Origin of the sequence: Candidatus Nitrosocosmicus sp. FF01, assembly GCF_047711275.1 — an archaeon.
Classification (GTDB): Archaea; Thermoproteota; Nitrososphaeria; order Nitrososphaerales; family Nitrososphaeraceae; genus Nitrosocosmicus.
The window spans coordinates 826,439-844,870 of record NZ_JBLNIG010000002.1; the positions used below are offsets into that span (position 1 = coordinate 826,439).

22 protein-coding genes are annotated in these 18,432 nt (G+C 33.0%); 15 read left to right on the forward strand and 7 right to left on the reverse strand.

All coding sequences use genetic code 11. From position 1 onward, the window contains the following. Positions 1-23: 23 nt before the first annotated feature. Complete coding sequence (locus tag ACMT7R_RS09830) at positions 24-2,192, forward strand: ATP-binding protein (RefSeq protein WP_415311554.1); 2,169 nt, start codon at positions 24-26, stop codon at positions 2,190-2,192. A gap of 169 nt (positions 2,193-2,361) precedes the next feature. Next, on the forward strand, positions 2,362-2,631 hold the full coding sequence (locus ACMT7R_RS09835; RefSeq protein WP_415311555.1) for a hypothetical protein: 270 nt from the start codon (positions 2,362-2,364) through the stop codon (positions 2,629-2,631). A 238-nt stretch (positions 2,632-2,869) separates the two neighbouring features. On the opposite strand, the gene ACMT7R_RS09840 is transcribed toward ACMT7R_RS09835, so the two are convergent. The 3 genes from ACMT7R_RS09840 to ACMT7R_RS09850 form a co-directional block, all read right to left on the reverse strand. After that, the gene (locus ACMT7R_RS09840) at positions 2,870-3,676 is read right to left on the reverse strand and encodes a hypothetical protein (protein WP_415311557.1); all 807 of its coding nucleotides are present in this window, start codon (positions 3,674-3,676) and stop codon (positions 2,870-2,872) included. Between the two features lie 121 nt (positions 3,677-3,797). Next, complete coding sequence (locus tag ACMT7R_RS09845; RefSeq protein ID WP_415311558.1) at positions 3,798-4,433, reverse strand: hypothetical protein; 636 nt, start codon at positions 4,431-4,433, stop codon at positions 3,798-3,800. A gap of 2 nt (positions 4,434-4,435) precedes the next feature. Next, the gene (locus ACMT7R_RS09850; RefSeq protein ID WP_415311560.1) at positions 4,436-4,624 is read right to left on the reverse strand and encodes a hypothetical protein; all 189 of its coding nucleotides are present in this window, start codon (positions 4,622-4,624) and stop codon (positions 4,436-4,438) included. Positions 4,625-5,210: 586 nt separating this feature from the next. On the opposite strand from ACMT7R_RS09850, the gene ACMT7R_RS09855 reads away from it, so the two are divergent. The 7 genes from ACMT7R_RS09855 to ACMT7R_RS09885 all read left to right on the forward strand — a co-directional run bounded on the left by ACMT7R_RS09855 (position 5,211) and on the right by ACMT7R_RS09885 (position 10,871). Then, positions 5,211-5,660, forward strand: coding sequence for a hypothetical protein (locus ACMT7R_RS09855; protein ID WP_415311562.1), 450 nt, complete (start codon positions 5,211-5,213; stop codon positions 5,658-5,660). Positions 5,661-6,294: 634 nt separating this feature from the next. Then, positions 6,295-6,468, forward strand: a complete 174-nt coding sequence (locus ACMT7R_RS09860; RefSeq protein WP_415311563.1) for a hypothetical protein — start codon at positions 6,295-6,297, stop codon at positions 6,466-6,468. Positions 6,469-7,112: 644 nt separating this feature from the next. Further along, positions 7,113-7,532 carry a methyltransferase domain-containing protein gene (locus tag ACMT7R_RS09865; protein WP_415311564.1) on the forward strand — a complete coding sequence of 140 codons (420 nt, stop codon included), beginning with the start codon at positions 7,113-7,115 and terminating at the stop codon, positions 7,530-7,532. Positions 7,533-7,552: 20 nt separating this feature from the next. Further along, positions 7,553-7,894, forward strand: coding sequence for a hypothetical protein (locus ACMT7R_RS09870; protein WP_415311566.1), 342 nt, complete (start codon positions 7,553-7,555; stop codon positions 7,892-7,894). Between the two features lie 561 nt (positions 7,895-8,455). Further along, positions 8,456-8,947 carry an FxLYD domain-containing protein gene (locus ACMT7R_RS09875; RefSeq protein ID WP_415311568.1) on the forward strand — a complete coding sequence of 164 codons (492 nt, stop codon included), beginning with the start codon at positions 8,456-8,458 and terminating at the stop codon, positions 8,945-8,947. Between the two features lie 357 nt (positions 8,948-9,304). After that, a complete protein-coding gene (locus tag ACMT7R_RS09880) occupies positions 9,305-9,583 on the forward strand; it encodes a hypothetical protein (RefSeq protein ID WP_415311569.1) in 279 nt (92 codons plus the stop codon). A 1,048-nt stretch (positions 9,584-10,631) separates the two neighbouring features. Further along, a complete protein-coding gene (locus tag ACMT7R_RS09885; RefSeq protein ID WP_415311571.1) occupies positions 10,632-10,871 on the forward strand; it encodes a hypothetical protein in 240 nt (79 codons plus the stop codon). A gap of 295 nt (positions 10,872-11,166) precedes the next feature. Here ACMT7R_RS09885 and ACMT7R_RS09890 read toward each other — a convergent pair whose 3' ends face one another. Then, positions 11,167-11,478: a hypothetical protein gene (locus ACMT7R_RS09890; RefSeq protein WP_415311572.1), complete on the reverse strand. Its 312-nt coding sequence runs from the start codon at positions 11,476-11,478 to the stop codon at positions 11,167-11,169. Between the two features lie 316 nt (positions 11,479-11,794). Between ACMT7R_RS09890 and ACMT7R_RS09895 the strand changes: the two genes are divergently transcribed. The 4 genes from ACMT7R_RS09895 to ACMT7R_RS09910 all read left to right on the forward strand — a co-directional run bounded on the left by ACMT7R_RS09895 (position 11,795) and on the right by ACMT7R_RS09910 (position 14,314). Continuing rightward, a complete protein-coding gene (locus ACMT7R_RS09895) occupies positions 11,795-12,331 on the forward strand; it encodes a hypothetical protein (RefSeq protein ID WP_415311574.1) in 537 nt (178 codons plus the stop codon). A 199-nt stretch (positions 12,332-12,530) separates the two neighbouring features. Beyond that, entirely contained in the window at positions 12,531-12,758 is a 228-nt protein-coding gene (locus ACMT7R_RS09900; protein WP_415311576.1) for a hypothetical protein, read from the forward strand. Between the two features lie 597 nt (positions 12,759-13,355). Next, the gene (locus tag ACMT7R_RS09905; protein ID WP_415311577.1) at positions 13,356-13,700 is read left to right on the forward strand and encodes a hypothetical protein; all 345 of its coding nucleotides are present in this window, start codon (positions 13,356-13,358) and stop codon (positions 13,698-13,700) included. A gap of 437 nt (positions 13,701-14,137) precedes the next feature. After that, positions 14,138-14,314 carry a tautomerase family protein gene (locus tag ACMT7R_RS09910; RefSeq protein ID WP_415311579.1) on the forward strand — a complete coding sequence of 59 codons (177 nt, stop codon included), beginning with the start codon at positions 14,138-14,140 and terminating at the stop codon, positions 14,312-14,314. Between the two features lie 305 nt (positions 14,315-14,619). On the opposite strand, the gene ACMT7R_RS09915 is transcribed toward ACMT7R_RS09910, so the two are convergent. Together ACMT7R_RS09915 and ACMT7R_RS09920 are read right to left on the reverse strand one after the other, a co-directional pair. Further along, positions 14,620-15,099 (reverse strand): DUF2299 family protein, encoded by a 480-nt coding sequence (locus ACMT7R_RS09915; protein ID WP_415311581.1) that lies wholly within the window; start codon positions 15,097-15,099, stop codon positions 14,620-14,622. Positions 15,100-15,475: 376 nt separating this feature from the next. Beyond that, entirely contained in the window at positions 15,476-15,646 is a 171-nt protein-coding gene (locus ACMT7R_RS09920; protein WP_415311582.1) for a hypothetical protein, read from the reverse strand. A gap of 271 nt (positions 15,647-15,917) precedes the next feature. Between ACMT7R_RS09920 and ACMT7R_RS09925 the strand changes: the two genes are divergently transcribed. After that, complete coding sequence (locus tag ACMT7R_RS09925; protein WP_415311583.1) at positions 15,918-17,045, forward strand: ATP-binding protein; 1,128 nt, start codon at positions 15,918-15,920, stop codon at positions 17,043-17,045. 242 nt (positions 17,046-17,287) lie between these two features. Then, a complete protein-coding gene (locus tag ACMT7R_RS09930) occupies positions 17,288-17,650 on the forward strand; it encodes a hypothetical protein (RefSeq protein ID WP_415311585.1) in 363 nt (120 codons plus the stop codon). Between the two features lie 455 nt (positions 17,651-18,105). On the opposite strand, the gene ACMT7R_RS09935 is transcribed toward ACMT7R_RS09930, so the two are convergent. Continuing rightward, positions 18,106-18,411: a VOC family protein gene (locus tag ACMT7R_RS09935; RefSeq protein WP_415311587.1), complete on the reverse strand. Its 306-nt coding sequence runs from the start codon at positions 18,409-18,411 to the stop codon at positions 18,106-18,108. Positions 18,412-18,432: the final 21 nt, after the last annotated feature.

Here is an 18,432-nt window from a genome sequence, read left to right on the forward strand (position 1 = left end):
CATCCAAAAAAGCAATTAGTTTCATGCAAAATACTACAAAAAAAATGGATATTACGTTTGATAAGAATGCTCCGTCCGTTGTCATTAACCTTGAGGATTATTTTAATGGCTTTAAAGATATATTATCAAGAGGCGGAAAAATTAGATGCATAACTGAAGTTACTTTAGAAAACGTGATATACTGCAAAGAATTACTAAATATAGTTAGTGAACTGCGTCACCTAGATGATTTTCAAGGAGGATTTGCCATTAGCGAATCAGAATATATGACCAATCTAATTTTTCCGAAGGAACAATTGTTAACGAGAGTCATTCATTGTAATGAAAGGGAGATGGTTAACCAGACTCAATACATGTTCGAGAATCTTTGGAAAAAAGCTGTACCCGTTGATAGGAAAATAAAAGAAATTGAAAAGAGCAGTATAAATTATGAAACAAAAATAATTTCCATGTCAGATGATCCACTTAAGGCTGAAGAACTAGCCACATACTTGTTCCAATCCACCGAGTTGAATATTTGTACCTATTCTGAAGGATTGAAGATTGGTTATGATCTTTTTTTACGGTGGATAAAAGATTTCCTTGAGAAAAAGAAAAATGGCACACACAAAGGTATTAGGATCCTAATCGCAATATCAAAGTATAATTTAGAATTAGTTAAACGATATCTCGACCTCGGAATAGAGATTCGTCACCTAAAGGAATCACCTTTTATCAGCTTTGGTATCACTAAATCAGACATGGTAGCAACAGTAGAAGACGTGACAGAAAATAATTTTGCTAATAATATTTTGTATAGTAACGATCCAGCGTATCTACATAATTTTAAATCCATGTTTGACAAATTATGGGAAAATAGCAAACATGCATCAGAGATAATAAAGTCGATTGAAGAAGAAACAGAAATACCTTTTATAGAAACAATTGAAAAATCTGGTGATACATTGAGTTTAATTAGAGACCTGGTTGCTTCAGCTAATCAGGAGATACTAGGAATATTTCCAACCGTAACCTCATTTAAGAAACAGATAGAAAATGGTTTCTTTACACATATGAGAAGTATTTCTCAGAATAAGGATTTATCCATAAAGTTTCTTGTTACTGATAAAATAGATTTTCAAGAAATAAAGGATATTAATAAATTATTTAAAGACGATCTTTATCTTTTGCAAGATAACAAGAAGGAATTTTATACGGGTAATGTTAGTGCTAGACCATTTGACTTTACAATTAACCAATTAAAGAATTTGAAAATTAGAGCCATTGCAAATAACGATATACAATCAGAAATAGGATTGATAATAGCGGATAGAATCAAATCAATAATAGTAGAGTTTAAAAATGATACATTCGGAGATTCGTCCCATTCCATCGGACTGGCATCTTACTCAAATAGTATTCCTATATCAAACTCGTATGCATTTATTTTTGATTCCCTGTGGAACCAATCAGAATTATATCAATTTTTAAAGAAAATATACAACAGACTCAAAATTCATGATAAAATGCAACGAGAGTTTATAGATATAGTTGCACATGAGTTACGGACTCCGGTTCAACCAATGATTGGATTAACTGAATATGTGAAAAACAACTTAGAAAACGAGAAACAGAGAGAACTACTAGAAATTGTCATCACTAGTGCACAAAAATTACATGCGTTAGCCGAAAACATTCTTACAGTGACAAAAATAGAGGGAAAAATGTTTAATCTCTCCAAGAGTACATTTAGTCTTACAGAATTAATTCTGGAAATTATAAAGAATTTCGAGGTAATACTCGAAAATAAAATTAGATTAGATGGCATACAGAAGAAAAAAATAAGGTTTAAACTAGTTGGATGTGAACAAAGATATATCGTAGTTGCAGATAAGCTAAGAATCTCTCAGGTTATTTCAAATTTAATAGACAACTCCGTGAACTTTATTATGGATACTAAAAGGGGTCTGATAACCGTAACAGTTGAGGCCAATGAAAGTAACCTCACGGTTAAGATAACAGACAATGGCGAAGGAATACATTCCGAAATACTTCCGAGGCTATTTAGCAAGTTTGCTACAAGATCTTTTTATGGCACAGGACTGGGATTATACATTTGCAAGAGTATCATCAACTTGCACGGTGGGAAAATTTGGGCTGAAAACAATAAAGATGGGATTGGAGCAACCATTTCATTTACTTTGCCACAGTAATCAGCACACATAAGAACCAATTACGAATTCCATAATGAAAAAAATAATTAATCACCATTCCACTAATACTATCAATGCTTTTTAGAATTTAAAAGGGAAACTTTGGATCTCGATAAGGGATTATCTTATATATTGCTGCTACCATAGCAACTTGACGCGATAACTAGGAATGTTAACAAATACTCCCAAGTTTGAAATCCTATCCGGTTCAGAAAATGCTGTAGAAAGAGGGGTAAAGTTCATGAAAAACACTAAAACAAGAATGGATATTACGTTTGAAAAGGATGACCCTTCCATAGTGGCTCAAATACCTGCTTATAATGAAGGATATAAGGACATTATTAAAAGAGGAGCGAAAATAAGATGCGTAACGGAAGTCACTCCGGAGAATATTTTATATTGCAAAAAATTATTGAAGATGGTTACAGAATTACTGTAAGTGTGTTGTAGACTTTGAATGCAATAATGCTCTGAGAATAAGGCGCAGTTCGAAATAATCCTATAAAGCATTTTATATGATCAGGCCTAAAACAATATTGCATCATTTAGGCTCGATGCTTTACTGAGGTTAATTAAAAGACTTCCTATGTAAACAATTTTTAGCAAAATCAAAACTCAATCATTGAATGATAAATACAAAAGCAAGAAATAATTAATGTATCAAAAATAGATTATTGTTAACTGTATGGCAAGTCCGATGAAATTTCACTTAGTGATGAAAGCGTTTCTCCCAAATCTTTCCCACCTGTGGTCCACACAATCAAAGTTTGTGTATCTCCAGTTCCCTCTTGTCCGCCTCTCAAGTCTTTAAAGTCAAAAGTATTGTCTACAGTAATTCCTGCGTCAGTTATTTGTGAAATATATTGGTCGATATCTTGTGTTGGAACCATCAGAATTCCTACTGTGTCGAAATTACTCGAATTTGAGGAAGGTGTCGTGCTTGTTAAACTGGCTGATGAGGTTACCGGTGATTGAATATTATTTACTGTTACAGAACCGGTCATTGTTACACCTGGATCACCTTCTGCTTCATAGTTATAGATACCTGAATTGCTGAATGTAAATGGATTAGATGCTTGACTATCAACTATTTCTCCAGTATTAAATACCGTATCGCCATTGGGACCCTTAACATCAATAGTGCGCTCATGCCCTGCATCTCCATTAAACCACTGCACGGTTGTACCTGTGTTGACTACGGCATTTTCTGGCACAAAATGTTGATCCAAAAATCTAGCTTCATTGTCTTCGCCAGCTGCATGATGACCTTCATTGGGGATAAGGATTACAAGATTTTTCACATTATTTCCCAATATCATAGTCTTGGTATTGAAAATGCTTTCTGCACTGATATTTGGGGTTACACCAATGGCTGTTGAATTCTGCGATTGAGCGTGTACGCCATTGGAGATGATATAGGAATAGCCTGTTAATATCAGTATACCAACAATAGCTAAAAATACATGAATACTTGAAACTCTCATATAATTGTCAAGAGGTAATATGAGATTTATCACATAAAAACTATTACCCAATGGAAATAAGTACAAAATTAATAATTCTGTAAAATATGTAATAAATCTGGGGTTGGGTCTAATAATAGACCTATTTTACGTTAACAATGCCGGACATCCAGGGATGAATTACACAGATGTAGTTGTAAGTAACCGGATTTTCAAAAGTCACTGTGAATGAGCTAATTGGTGGTGCACCTAGGGGAATCAGTTCCATTGAAAATATCCAACCGGAATTGACATAGCTTTCGTCACCACTAAAGGAATAGTTGGAGTTAGGTGGAAGGTGGATTATATTTGTCTCGGTACCGTCAATTACAACTGGAGCAGATGCCCTAAGATTATCCACTATCGCCAATTTGTTACTCAAGTTTGAGCTGTCCAGCATTATGGTTGGTTCAACATTCACAGATGAAATAGTAGCAGTTAATTTAGTCTCGTTTGAAATGCTGAACGGGACAATCAAAGGCGGGATCATTTCCTTGTCTTTAACAAAAGTGACAGTATGAGGTTCTGTAACCTTCATGGGATTGGTCCAAGTGATGCGCTCGCCCGTATTGATTGTTATGTTTTGAGGGGAAAAATTATCCGAACTTGCGCCATCTCCTCCAGCACTAACGTTACTTGAAATGGCACTGACTTCTCCTAGGAATGATGTACCGAATATTACAAAAATGGAAAATGCTAATAAAGTTGCACTAGCGTTTATTATCGTAATTTTCATCATTATTAGCCTTGAGCTAATACATTGTTTCCAAAGTTCTGTTGGTTTTGGAAGTTAAAGTTATTACCTGAACCGATACTATCTCCTCCAGATACTGCCTGGCTGTTTTGATTTGAAAATTGTGATTGAGATATGGACTGTGATGCTTTGTTTCCATTCTTTTTGTGATTAGCACGAGCATCGTCGAAGTCCATAATGGGATCCAGGATTAGTGCGAATGCGACCACGATTGCGATTGATGTTACTAAAAGTTTTTTGTTTTATTTTGGTTATGAATAATACAATTATTCATATCTTTAGTATCATAGAAAAATATATTTAATTTGCTAACTAGATGCAATACTCTAATACTCTAATAATTTTAGACTCAATCCACGAAATTCAAAACATATGTGATTAGATAGGATTGTCTGGCATGCATAATACCTCGATCCGATTGAAATTATTAGTAACTAGTTTCCCAAAGACTATGCACTACAAGTAGTAACATGTTAGGGGCAGGTGAAGTAGTTTGCCCATCGATTCTTTTTCTTCTTTGAAAATACTTGGACTGGATCATATTATCAAAACCAAATTCTAATTTCAAAAGTATCTGTATTTTCCAAGGAAAGATAGATGCCTTGATTGTGATTGTCTTTTCTAACGCTTGTAATGAACAAATGCACAATAGATGAGTTTGTCTAAAAGAAGGATAAAACGATTCTAACAAAACATATATCTATCAAACTTTATTTATTCTATCTGATAACAGGTATGCAACATTTTGTCAGAATTTGCACGTTGTTGATTATTATTATTACAGGAACAATGTCAACAGCGACGTTAAGCAATATCGATTTTCTTTCTTCTGAGGCTAATGCCCAAATATTTTCTGATAGAAGACACACAACTTTGGTAATTGATGCTCCTATCGCTGTATCTGAAGATAATGTATATGTAGCTTGGTGGACCAATAAATCTGGAAACAATGAAGTTTTGTTTAGAGCATCCAATGATAATGGTGCTACATTTGGGGATAAGATAAATCTAAGTAAGACTCCCGAATCGGAATCAGAAGACGTTGAAATACAAGCATCGGATAATAATGTGTATGTTACATGGTGGGAAAGAAACCAAACATCAAACGATCCTGTAATGAGAATTAGTAATGATAATGGAGAAACCTTTGGGCCTTTATTACCCCTTGCTGTGAATGGAACTCTATCTAGCAGTACTGAAAACTCGAATTAGAGCATCATTATATTTTTCCCCACAAAATAAGAATATCACAGCAATACATTCACATATCTCATAACACAAGATATCTATACTTTGTAATCCCACTCAAAAGGGGTAAACGAAAATTGGACACGTCATGGTACTCGTGAATTGAGGATCTTGAAACTAATAAATTGATCTAATCTACAAAGTTTTAAAGCTCGTCAGAATACTTCAATTCAATTTTGAACATGAGTATTTTCACATAATTATTACTCCCATTCTACAAAATGGTTACAATTACACTTTGGATATTCGCATTTAGGATCGTTATTTTGTTCAGATACATCATATTTATGATCACGTCTTTGATGAGAACAATTCTTGCATAGTTTTTCTTCATCAAAAGAAATTTTCGCATTCATATTTTCATATTACTTAAATATTCTTAGGATTAATAGTTTTTGTACCTTTTATATATTTGAATATTAGAAAATGAGACCTTCAATATTGAAAGGTGCATCTATATATACATCATATATAAACCTAGTATAACAAATACGTAGTATATTTTTTGATAATAACTATCAGAAATAAAATTAGATAACAAAACGCATGAATAATATCCTTATTTGCAATTGCTAGTATTCTCGCAACCGCCTCTTTGATGGCTGGAACCTTTACGGTCAAACAATCATTTGCCCAAGGATCAATCACTCCACCTCCAGCTGGTGATATGGGTTCAACCGTGGACATGGAATCCTCTAATATGACTGGTGGAGGCGATAACGCAACATCAGGCATCACTGATAATTCAACTACACACCTATGTAGATTTTAGGCGACTAATAAATTAAAAAAACTAGATACATTAATTTATTCATCTACATTTTTTTCACATTCATTGGTTTTGATTCCGAATTTATTCATTTAATGCTGTGTAAGGGACATTTTTCAAAGTAATAAGGTTTCAACATGGGCTGATGAACTGAGCGATAGATATACTGAGGCAAGCAGTAGATGATAATATCTTGCAAATTATCGCCAGACTCTATTATACTATAGTTTCCGTCAATGTGAATAACATGAAGAACACAATCAGTCCCTATGATTATTAATGATTGTAAAACTTGTGAAATGATTGTAGTCCTATTACACTTATTTAGACATGAAAGATCTCATGAGGAATTACCCCTCTATCAAAAAAGGTTTTTTATACATCTTTCTGCTCTATTATTTTAATCAATAATATCATCATCATCAACGCTTCCTCACATTATTCCAGATCCAGCAATCAAAAAGATTCTCCTGTTTATTTAGAACATACTTCGAATTTCCGTCTTCAATTTATCTTACAAATTTCAAATATGTATCATGATCGAAGATAAAATATTATTCGAAATAAATGAAGTAAGAGAACACGCATTAACAAAGAACAAAGAAACACATCAAATCCTTGAAACAACATTTGGAGGTTAGATAAACTTGTCAACTACAAATAATGAACAATATAAGATAAACCAACGTCAAGGTTGGAATGGCGTGGCTGATGAATGGCTTAAATGTTGGGATGTTATTGAACCTGCAAGCAAAAATATCAGTCTGCGAATGATAGAACTTGCGAATATAAAGGAAGGTTCAAAAATTCTGGACGTAGCCACTGGTATAGGAGAACCATCCATAACCGCTGCTTATCAAGTAGGCAAAAATGGTCATGTATTAGCCACCGATATCTCATTGAAAATGCTATCAATAGCAAAACAAAGAAGCATAACATTAGGTCTTGATGATCGGATGGATTTCAAAGAGGGTGATGCAGAAACGATTGTTTTACCTCCACTATCATTTGATGCAGCGCTTTGTAGATTTGGGATCATGTTTTTACCTGATATTAAAGCGGTCTGAATAATATCTACAAGTCACTGGTGGATAGAGGATTCTTCTCAGTAGCTGTTTGGTCTACACCGAGTAAAGTATCATTTATTACTCTAACCTTTGATAAGATAATTAAAGAAACAAAGATCTCGCCTATTCCGCCAAATTCACCTGGACCATTTAGTCTAGCAGATGAGAATTTGCTTAAGGAGTTATTTCTCGAATCAGGGTTTAAAGGCGTTACTATTAAGGAAATTGATATGATTTTGACACTTGATTCAGCCGACTCGTTTACGCGCTTCGCTTATGAGACTGCTGAGCCTGTTGAAACAGCATTGTCTAATCAAACTCCTGAACGAAAGTTACAAATTTTGAGAGCAATAACTGAGTAAGTAAATCGATACGTTGATAGAAGTTCAGGATCTATCAGCCTAAGTAACGAAGCTTTATGCATTGTTGGCAAGAAATAGGCAGGATTCTATCTATTTTGAGCATCCAAGTAATATGGTGATTCCAATTCGCCCTTGTTTTATCAAGCCATCGAAGATTTGATTCTCAAATACGATACATTGTGAAGTTGGTGAAAACTTTCAAATTACAAGAGATGGACTTGATGGACTGAAAAATAAAAAAAAGAATCAATACCGTTCTACTGGACAAGACTTTCATTCAATTTATTCTTACCGAGTAAATACCATATACTGTTTCAAATCTCATGAGACTAACAAGACCTGTATCGAAGTTCTCCAAATCTATTGAATGAGAATTACTATACTTAAGAATTATGTAAGCTTGGAATCCATTAGGTCTATGGGAACTGTTACTTTTCAAATTTTTTGAATAGAAGGCATCTACTGTGGCAGAACAGATAAGGATTAGAAATATTGTGAAATTTCTTGAATTATTTCAATTGCAAAGAAAATTTAATTAATATCTTCTCAATCAATGAGACCATGAAACAAATCCTTCTTGTCGCATTTTCTACTCTCGTTTTTATTCTAACATTGTCGTTTGCTTACGGTCAATCACTTGATACTGCCACACCAAATCTTGATACGGATACAAGTCAAAACATGACTACTACTACTATTACTACTACTCCCCCGGAAGCTACTATTGGCAAGAGTGAAAATCTTTCCATAACTGATGTTAGATTTCGTGGAGATTCGTACCAAATAACCGGAACGGTCATAAATAATTCTACAAACGAACAATCTTCTATATCCATTTATGCCGTATTTTTTGACAAGGATGATTCATTTATTGGATTAAGTCAAGGGAGGCCCTTAGTTGAATCACTTCCTCCAGGCGACAATTCACCCTTCTCCATAGATTTATTCTCGGGATTCCATTATTCAATGCCTGAGGAAGTAAAAGGTATTGATCATTATACTATCTATACAAGAGGTTATGAACCGCTTTTTGAATTTATGGATAGTCAATAATGAATAAAAATTGAAAGCCCAACTGATCGTTAACTCGATAATTTTTTTCTAATGCATGTAATTCGATAAAATTTGTCTAAACCTTACTTATTTCTGTAAGAAGCTTTGATTAGCAATCAAATGACAAATTAGATCTTGCTTATACAAATGTGAATGAATGTTCTACCGATTCCCTTATCGACTTGTACTTGACATAGAGAGATACCTGTTCTATACTGCTTGCCGTATCTATTATTCCACCGATTTTCAAAAACAGTAAGCGAATTCAAAGAGGACTCAATGGACTACAATGTAGCCGTCTTTAAATAGAACAATGTTCAATAAGAATATATAGTAAGACTTCTCTATATCTGTTGATTGCAAACTCATTCAAAAATAAGAATGTTAGATCAAACAATTACCAAACAAGATGAAGAGGATTCCGAATTCAGTACTCACGAGCTGATTACGGATTACTATTATCTCAAATATCGACATGATCATAGTTTTGTAATCCGAGATAATAAGTTAAACCGTAATGTTGAAGTTATGATTGGCAAGCGGACCCTGTATTGTTCCCTTCATGATACTCGCAATCCAGATCATGGATGCGATCATATTACATATGTCAAAATATTAAGTGAAATAGGGAATTAGTCTCTATTTTTTTATTACCCGATTCAGTATTTTGGACCTTCAATCTCTTGATATTCATAGTTAATTTTCTGCTTTTTTAGATTCATGCAATTATTCGATGGCAACTAGATATAAGAAACGTAGTTGTTTTTAGAATCGAATCCAAGGTAATTTTACTAGATGAATTTCCTTATAAAACATGAAAAATAAAGTAAATTTTTGAGAATACATGATATCCATTAGTTCTTATTGTATTTTATTTGCCATTAATTAGTCTTCAGTGGTTTGAATTATGCTTGGTCGACTTTCAACCGCTGAGTTTAGTAGTAGATATATTTCAAGGCTACTGATAAGCCTACAGTAATCACTTGATGTATGTCAAGTTTTGTGCAATTAAAAAAAAGTTCCTATACTACTGCTATTGGAAGATTCAGAGGGTTCTCTACTAATATTATAGAGAAGTTAAACTGAGATGAATTATGATATGGGTTTTCCTTTATTTTGACATGTCAAATCCAAAACCACTTGGTAAGGCATAATATGAAATAAAAAAAATTAGTGGATTATTCTATTCGCCTTTCACTTTATCAACCGATCGTTCCGTTAGTTGCGAGTTTCCAAATGAAGATACGTTATATGAACTTCTGATTTCCTTGATTATTAGATAAAGTAAAAGACAGGCTCATTTTCGGTAGATAGGTGTTATTAAATTGGTCTCAAAAGTAAGAGATATCAAACGGGCCGGTAGGCTTCAGGACAATATCAGTCCTCTGAAGTGGGTTCGATCTAAAATTCTATTACCTTATGATGATTATACACTAATCTATTGCGGTCTATACTTCGATAATTAATCTATTTTATTGAGCTAGTTGATGGCAATGGATTTAGCAATCATTTTAATTCCACTATGCTGATCAGGTGATGACGACAAAATAACAAATATGACAGGATCTGAACTAAAGTGATTGCTTTTTGACATTATTATTACTTCTATTCCAATTTTGCAAGAATATTAGAGTATTGCAATTAGTTAGCAATTTCAATATAATTATTTTTACCTTAAACCTTTATGAGAACAACAACTCATAAACAAAAGAACAAGGACGCAAAAATACTGGTGACTGCTTCAGTAGCACTGGTGGTAACCATAGCACTTTTCATGGGTTCGCTTATTCCCATGAGTAATGCTGAGGTAGCTACAGTATTCAAATTGAAGCAAATGGATTGTCCGGATGGGTGGATAAAGTTACCGAGTAATCTTAACCCCCAGCTTGGAGACTGTATGGCCAATACTCTAAAGGCAAGGTAGATACTAGTTCAACCTATCTACATCTCTTTTTTTTCCAAATTGAAAATCAAGTTTTTCGTATTTTGCTTCTTTATGGTTTATTGAAAATAAATAGCTAATAGGATGGGCCTTACAACTGTGCCGAATGTCGAATTAGAAATGCAAGACCCCTTATGAAAGTATTGGAGATGCGACTACTGTTATAATTATGTGTCTAAAAATGGGTTGTACTTTCAATCATGCTTTACTGTGTGTGCAGTCAAGTTTTGAACAGTCATACTAAGAATGAATTTTGTAAGATGATGGAGAAATTTACTCATTTCTTATTCGATTTCTTTATGTGTTTTCTTATTCGTGACCATGCTTGTCTAGTTTCATAATCTGTAGGTCGAACATCTGATTCTTTTAATTTTCCATACCTTTCAAATTCCCTAGCAAATACTGTTTGTAATCTATTTAGAACCTCTTTCCTATCCGTTCCAACAATAATAGCTTCAGTGTTATTTATTGCGTCGTCATACAGAAGCTCTTCTGTAGGGATCTTGATCACCCCTAGATGAATATCTATAGGAATCGGATTAAATTCATATCCATCAATTGGATCAGGTTGGAATAGAAATTTGGGCATGGGATATAGCTTTCAGTCAAACAGGTATTAAGCTAATCGATAAACTGTTTTAGTATACCTGTTGTTCAATTAAACAAAAGGAACTAGGGTTGTTGTAGGGTAGCTTGATCTTGTGGAACAACATTGAACGAACCCGGATTTTCTGAAGATACCCTTATTTGATAAAAATAGTACTAGTCAAATGGGCCTATTGGGTTTAGTAATAGATATATTACGAGTCTGTAAGATGAGCATAAATAGTACAAGACTATTTAATATGTAAATTGAGAGAAAAGGAGAGCACTCTAATTATTCTTTTCTATAGGAGAATGTCTTTATGCTAGACTTCTTTGAAATGGGGCGGGTAATAGAAGAACTTGCGAAAGCCTATCCTGCTCAGTGTGCTACTACTTGGTTCAAGATAACAAAAAATCACAAACCCTCTGAGGAAGAGTATCGCAGGAAAGTAGTCGAGTATATGAAAATTTTTGAATATTTATTAGCTACATATCCTCAAGGCCCTGATACAAACAAACTCAAAGAATTTGTTAAAAAGTGTTTAGCAAAAGAAATAGAAAAGGTCCTTAAAGGAGACAATAAGGATGTAGAAAAGCGACATAAACACTATGTAATTAATTCTCCTTCTCTTGTTCCTTTAGATGACTCTATTAAGGAACTTGCTGAACAACGATATCCAGAGAAATCTATTGACACTACTTTCAAAATTTCAATTAAAAAAAGACAAAAAAATAAAGATAACTTTCTAATGGTAAAAGAAAAAAGGGAAGTATATCGAGAAAATCAAAATGAAAAAGACATCATCATAATAAGTAACCGTCGTCGCAAAAAGAGGTCAATGATTGCAACAGATTAGCAGTAACAATTCTAATTATAATGTTTTTGGAATTAATATTGGATCCATTAAGTTAGTCAAGGAAACTATTGACTTATGTCAATAGTAGGTTTGTTCTATGAACATGGGTTAAACATAAGGCGGGCCCGGTGGGCTTCGAATCCATGAGGTACATGGGAACTGTACTTTTATTTATACTATGATACTCCCTTACGTTGTAATGATTAATAGTCAAAATAATAAAAAGATAAAAAACCATGGAGAAAGTTTTAGTGACTTTACTAAAGAGTATAGCAAAAATGAAAGACCCACAGATGAGAGTCATCTGGATCGGCCAGTTGATAAAGTGAAAGCAGGAACAAAATTAGTTATTGATAGAGTTGAAAATACTGACAAAGTTCTAGGCACACATTATTGTAAAGTAACCGCATCAATATTTTATAAATAAAATGGTGTGTGTGAGGCTAATGAATTTCCTAGGCTATCTATCATTTCTCTTGGTTGTATTTATTACAGCATTAATGAATTTCCTAGGCTATCTATCATTTCTCTTGACTGTAATTTTCATACTATTTTTTATTGTTTGTATGGCTATACAACAACTAGCGACTTATCGTAGTATCATAGAAAATGCGAGGAAATTTGCTAACACTAAATATGTGAAAAATTAAATAAGTATTACATTACTTGAGATATGGTCCCTATTTTTTCTGATAGTTTGAATAGTTTTGTATTCGTTGCACAATTGGACAATTAACCAAACCTTTTGCAATTTCATTTAGACATTGCAAAATTGGTCAATAAACTGGTATCAAGTCGGCGAAGTAGGTAAATAGTTATGGATTGGGTTATTCTGATTCTAGGAATAGATATATGCTGTTAGTCCCCAAGTTAATGGCACATTTGAAGGAATCATTTCTGTTGTTATGAAATGGTAATTAAATTACCTGAAAACCTATATTTGTCTCGATATGTTTAAGAGGTCCGCAGTATACATAAGCATGTGGTAATAGAAAAAAGTTATACTAATAATCACCTTCTTTATATGTCCCTAGATTCTCTTCATAAAAGTCATGAGGTCAATCCAAATAAGAAAGAAGGTTCAGTTCTACTTGTTGAAGAAGAACAATCGACTAAAGATATAGAAGGATCTTTTCGTCAAAGGTATTCTCAAGAATTGAGGAGTAAAAGACAGCAAATTCATGATAATGATAGAGGCTTTCATGAATTAGATGATGAAAGGCGAAGTGTTCAACAACAGATGATGAGAACGCCTGGACGGAGGGGGGAGATCATAAAAGAAGAGGAAATTTCGATAGAATTTGGCAGAAGATTCAATGAATATTGTAAAGTCATCCGCCGGTCTTTTTTTACACCTAGTCGTAGTTGATTAGTTTATTTTTGTACTGTTTTTACTATATCGCGAATAGTTAATTATTATTATAATAACATATTCCATTTCCAATAAAAACAACATAATGTATACAGGCTAATTTTAGGTAGTTATGATTATTAGAATTGAAAAGTCATCATGTCGCCTTTAATTACTCTGTTAGTTAATTAGTTAGTTAATGTCGCTGAAAACATTCTGTCGATATTCCAAACACGTAGCTGATTATTCTATCTTTGATAATTTTTTCTAAACTATGTTTAAAGATTGGTTTGTTTCATCGATCTTTTATTGCTCAGGCATATTTCCAGTATTGTAATACAGGATGTAAAGCCTTTATTTCAAAAATAATTGTTATCAGATCCTGTTAATGCTTAATTATAAATAACAAAAAGAGTTAAATGAAATCTTATTAGTTTCCATAATGAATTATAATCATGCCTATAGTTAATGTTCAAATGTATAGTGGGAGAACTCAAAAAGAAAAGGATAGATTGGCAGAAGCAATTACGGAGGATATTGTCAAGATATTGAAGGTTGACAAACAGGAAGTTATAATAACATTTACTGAAGCGTCTCATGGAAATTGGTATGCTTCTGGTGTTCGGCTATAAGGAACAACTTAGATGGATTAATTCTGAACTTTATGCCCTTGTAATTGCCGTAGTATAGTATTAGGTTGATATTAACATGGACATGAACTTCTATGAATGATGACGTATGCAATATAAAGAGCAACTAGTTAAACATGCCACAAGATATACAGCGATTTTTTCAAAAAATTGTGCAAGAGATTCAATATATGTTACTATTAACCAAAAATTAGATTTAGAAGGATTTTTCTGTTTGTGTGTACCAGAATATACTGAATAAACTATATATCTACATAAATAAAAAAATTAGTTCCATATCTTGTTAGTTATTGATGATCTAATACAAATTTATCGAATTCTATAGCGGTTATAAGACACGCTCTAGCAACAGAATGAACAGCCTGCATAAATAATTCTCGTGTCAAATTATCAAAAAACAATGGATATATCAATGTAAGTCCAATAGAGTTTCCCTCCTTGTTTGTTTGCAATGAACAAAATACACCTACTTTCAACAAATCCTTGGTCAATTGTGTTTGAAAATCATTAATTATTTTGTCATTTATATTTTGTAAAACCTGGCTATCCTCAGTTAACAAACGAGGGCTTGATATTATTTCGACCCTTCCAACGTCGTTTTTATAAACATAAATTCCAATTCTAAAATCTTCAAAATAACTAGTATTAACAATAGAAACTGAATTATTATCGTCAATAGTTTCGTCTACATTGCAGACTGGATCCTTTTTGAGCCAATCAATTATATTTTCATACTGTGAAGTTACATTTTTTGTTGATTCCGACACATTGTAGTATTGAATTATACACTATATTAAGAACTACTTTGATTACTAAGTTAAGATTTATTCGACTTAATGTGTTGTACTATATTTTTTTAATTATTATCTGGAGCTAAAGGTTTGACCATATTTTCCACATGAGAATATTGCGTTAACATTAGTCGGAGTTCGAATTAGACAAGCAAATCCTATGAACATAAAAGGATACAAAGAAGATCATCTTCTTGTATTCATGATGCGGGGATTCCATTTTCATATCGCCTCGGATCTCACAAATATATTTTGGAAATCCCTTTGAATCAAACTTTGATGTCTTTGCAATTTTCAAGACTAGCGGTCGAATTTTTATAGTTGTCCCATCATCAACTACATATTCGTTCCACTATTCAATTACAGTAGTAAATCGAATATCCCCATTGATTGGGGCTTTAAGCTCATCTGCAGAATATGCTTTAGAGTCTGGATTTCCTTTTTCGTTTGTCAAAATTATATGAATTGGATGTATTTCAAGCATTAGTTGACCTTGATTTTTATAAACCTTCGTTAAAACCACTTTAACCTTCAAAATAGAGTTATCAGATAAATCATATTTACGCCAATCCTCTCTTGTAACAACAAAATCTAAAGGGGGGTCTTATGAAACTAGTCGTTCATGTTTGATTAATCGCCTCTTTATTTAATTAGTTCTTAGGCCGAAAAAATGGAATTGCAATAGTAACGATCTCCTATTATTAAGACATGAAAACTAGTAACTATTTAAAGTATTTTTACAACATCTATTTAGAATAATCATATCACTACCCGAAAATAAAAACAATACAGGATTGAATGAAAAAGACCTTCTCACAATAAAAACGGGTGAATTACTCGCAAAGACCGATGAATTGAGAGAAATAAGCGAGTCTCTTCATCTTTTAACTAAAGAAATTAAAAAGAAAACAGAAGAAATAAGAATACAAAAAAAAGGTTTGAAAGAAATTGAAATAGACCTCATTGAAGCCAATGACCAACTTACAGAAACTAACGAAAAATTCGCATTAACCAATAAAGAACTTGCACAAGTCAATAAGGATTTAGTTGAGGCCAACCAGCAGATAAAGCAACTTTTATTAAAACAAAGAGAGCTATTAGACATCACTGGTCATGAACTAAGGACCCCGATCCAAGCCTTGTATGGAAATTTTGAATTAATTGAAAGGGATATCCCATCACTTTTGCAGAATCCCTCAAAAGGCAATGATAATATCAATAGAGAATTTGAAAGTTTAGTCCAAGATAAGCCTAGGCTAGAACAATTTACAAATAGACTTGTGTCAGCATATAGAAATTCTCAGAGACTCGAAAAACTTGTAACTGGAATTCTGGATATATCCAAAATAGATAATAACAGGTTACGGTTGAATAAAGAATCCTTTAATTTAAACGAAAAAATACAAAATGTGATTAAAGACGTTCTTACTAAAACAAACCTTGGTTTGCTTTCTGCTAATTCGCTTCCTCCCATTAACATAGTTTTTAAACCCCATGATGATCCTATTATTGTATTTGCAGATAAAATAAGGATTTTTGAAGTTCTCTCAAACCTGCTAAATAATGCAATCAAATTTTCAAACGGCGAATCCATCACTGTTTCAACCACAAAGGGTCAAAATAAAGGGAGTATAGCAAACGATGTCAATTTTGAGAATCCCAAAGATGGAAAAAGCAATATCGAGAAGATACGGGACAATGAATTAGTAATAGTATCAATTAGAGATAAAGGAAAAGGTATTGACGAAGAAATTTTACCTCGACTATTCAATAAGTTTGTTACAAAATCAAATCAAGGTACAGGATTAGGACTGTATATAGCAAAGAGTATTGTTGAAGCACATGGAGGAGATATATGGGCTCACAATAACAAGGATGAAAAAGGAGCAAATTTTTCATTTAGCTTACCATTACACACATAATACAGTATTCGATATCACATTGTTAGAGCTGCTAACCCTTTATGAAATTTCACGATATCAACCATGAGTAATACCTTTCCATCTTTCATTCTGAAATATATATTAAAGTATAAAAAAGTGTTATTAATCTAGTTTCTGGAACCTTAATATTAATTCATCGTATTTGTGACATGTAAAAAATTTAATAATACTACGTTTGGCTATAAACCATGTTATAAATATAATAGTCGGTAGAAGTTATTTTGGATAGTTTATTAAAATCAGTATTAAAACGTCAAATGCCTTATCTCATAGGGGGAACAATAACCGGAACAATTATGGCTTATTATTATGGATTCTTGTTTACTATTATAGTAAATAGCGTTATCTGGTTTGCAATCTCAACTCTTGTCAACAAATTTTATTGGAAGTATACCGGATTTAAAGAAGAATTTCAGCTTATATCGAAATATCTTGGACGTATAAAAAAGAAAAAACATACTAACAATTTTGTCACTAGAGATGATGAGCACAAAGAAGGACAGAATTTAAGGAATGACTCCTCCTCTAACGATAAGAGGGACGATAATAAAACGGATAATTTGGGAAGTCCCCTAAAATTCTAATAGATGGGTGTGTAATATATTCTTGTCAACCTGAAATAAATTTTCTATTTTTGAATCCGGATCAATTTATAATGGCTTGGGTGGACTTTGAATCTATGAGGTATACGGAAACTGTCAATAAATAAATTTCCATCTAGGACAATGATGTTAGCAATTTCCTGATAAATAGAACAAAAATTTGACAAATTCCTGTGTATATAGTCCGTATCAATCCAATATGGATTATGATTCTTATACCACCAAATTAGTGATTCTCTAATATTATCAGGGCGCCCTTTCCCTAGCATGATCTAGAGTTAGTGTCATCATTTACATGATTTCAAAATCAATAAATATTGCCGCGACCATTTTTCACTTTTGGAGTCGACAGAGTTAAATTTGATAGTGCTAATTGCATTGAGGAGATTAAATAATCTGTAACAGAATTATGAATAATGTTATAAAACAAAAAGAGTTTATGACTTTTTAATTTTCTTCATTTGTTCCTCTGCCAATCGTGTAAGTTCCTCTCTTGAAACGTCCTTTTTATGAGTGGCGATATACCAACTGTTGCCTGCAAAATCCAATATGCCAGCGCCTCTATCTCCGTAAAATTCGTCTGTAGGTTCTCTCATAATGGTAGCGCCGGCGTTTATCGCTTTTTGAAATGTTTCATCAACATTGTCGACATATAGATATAAAAAACAAGGCATTGGTTTCATATTCTCATTAGAATCAGAAATCATAATTTTAGAGTCACCGATTTGAACTATTGCATGCATTATTGAGTTTTCGGTTTCAAA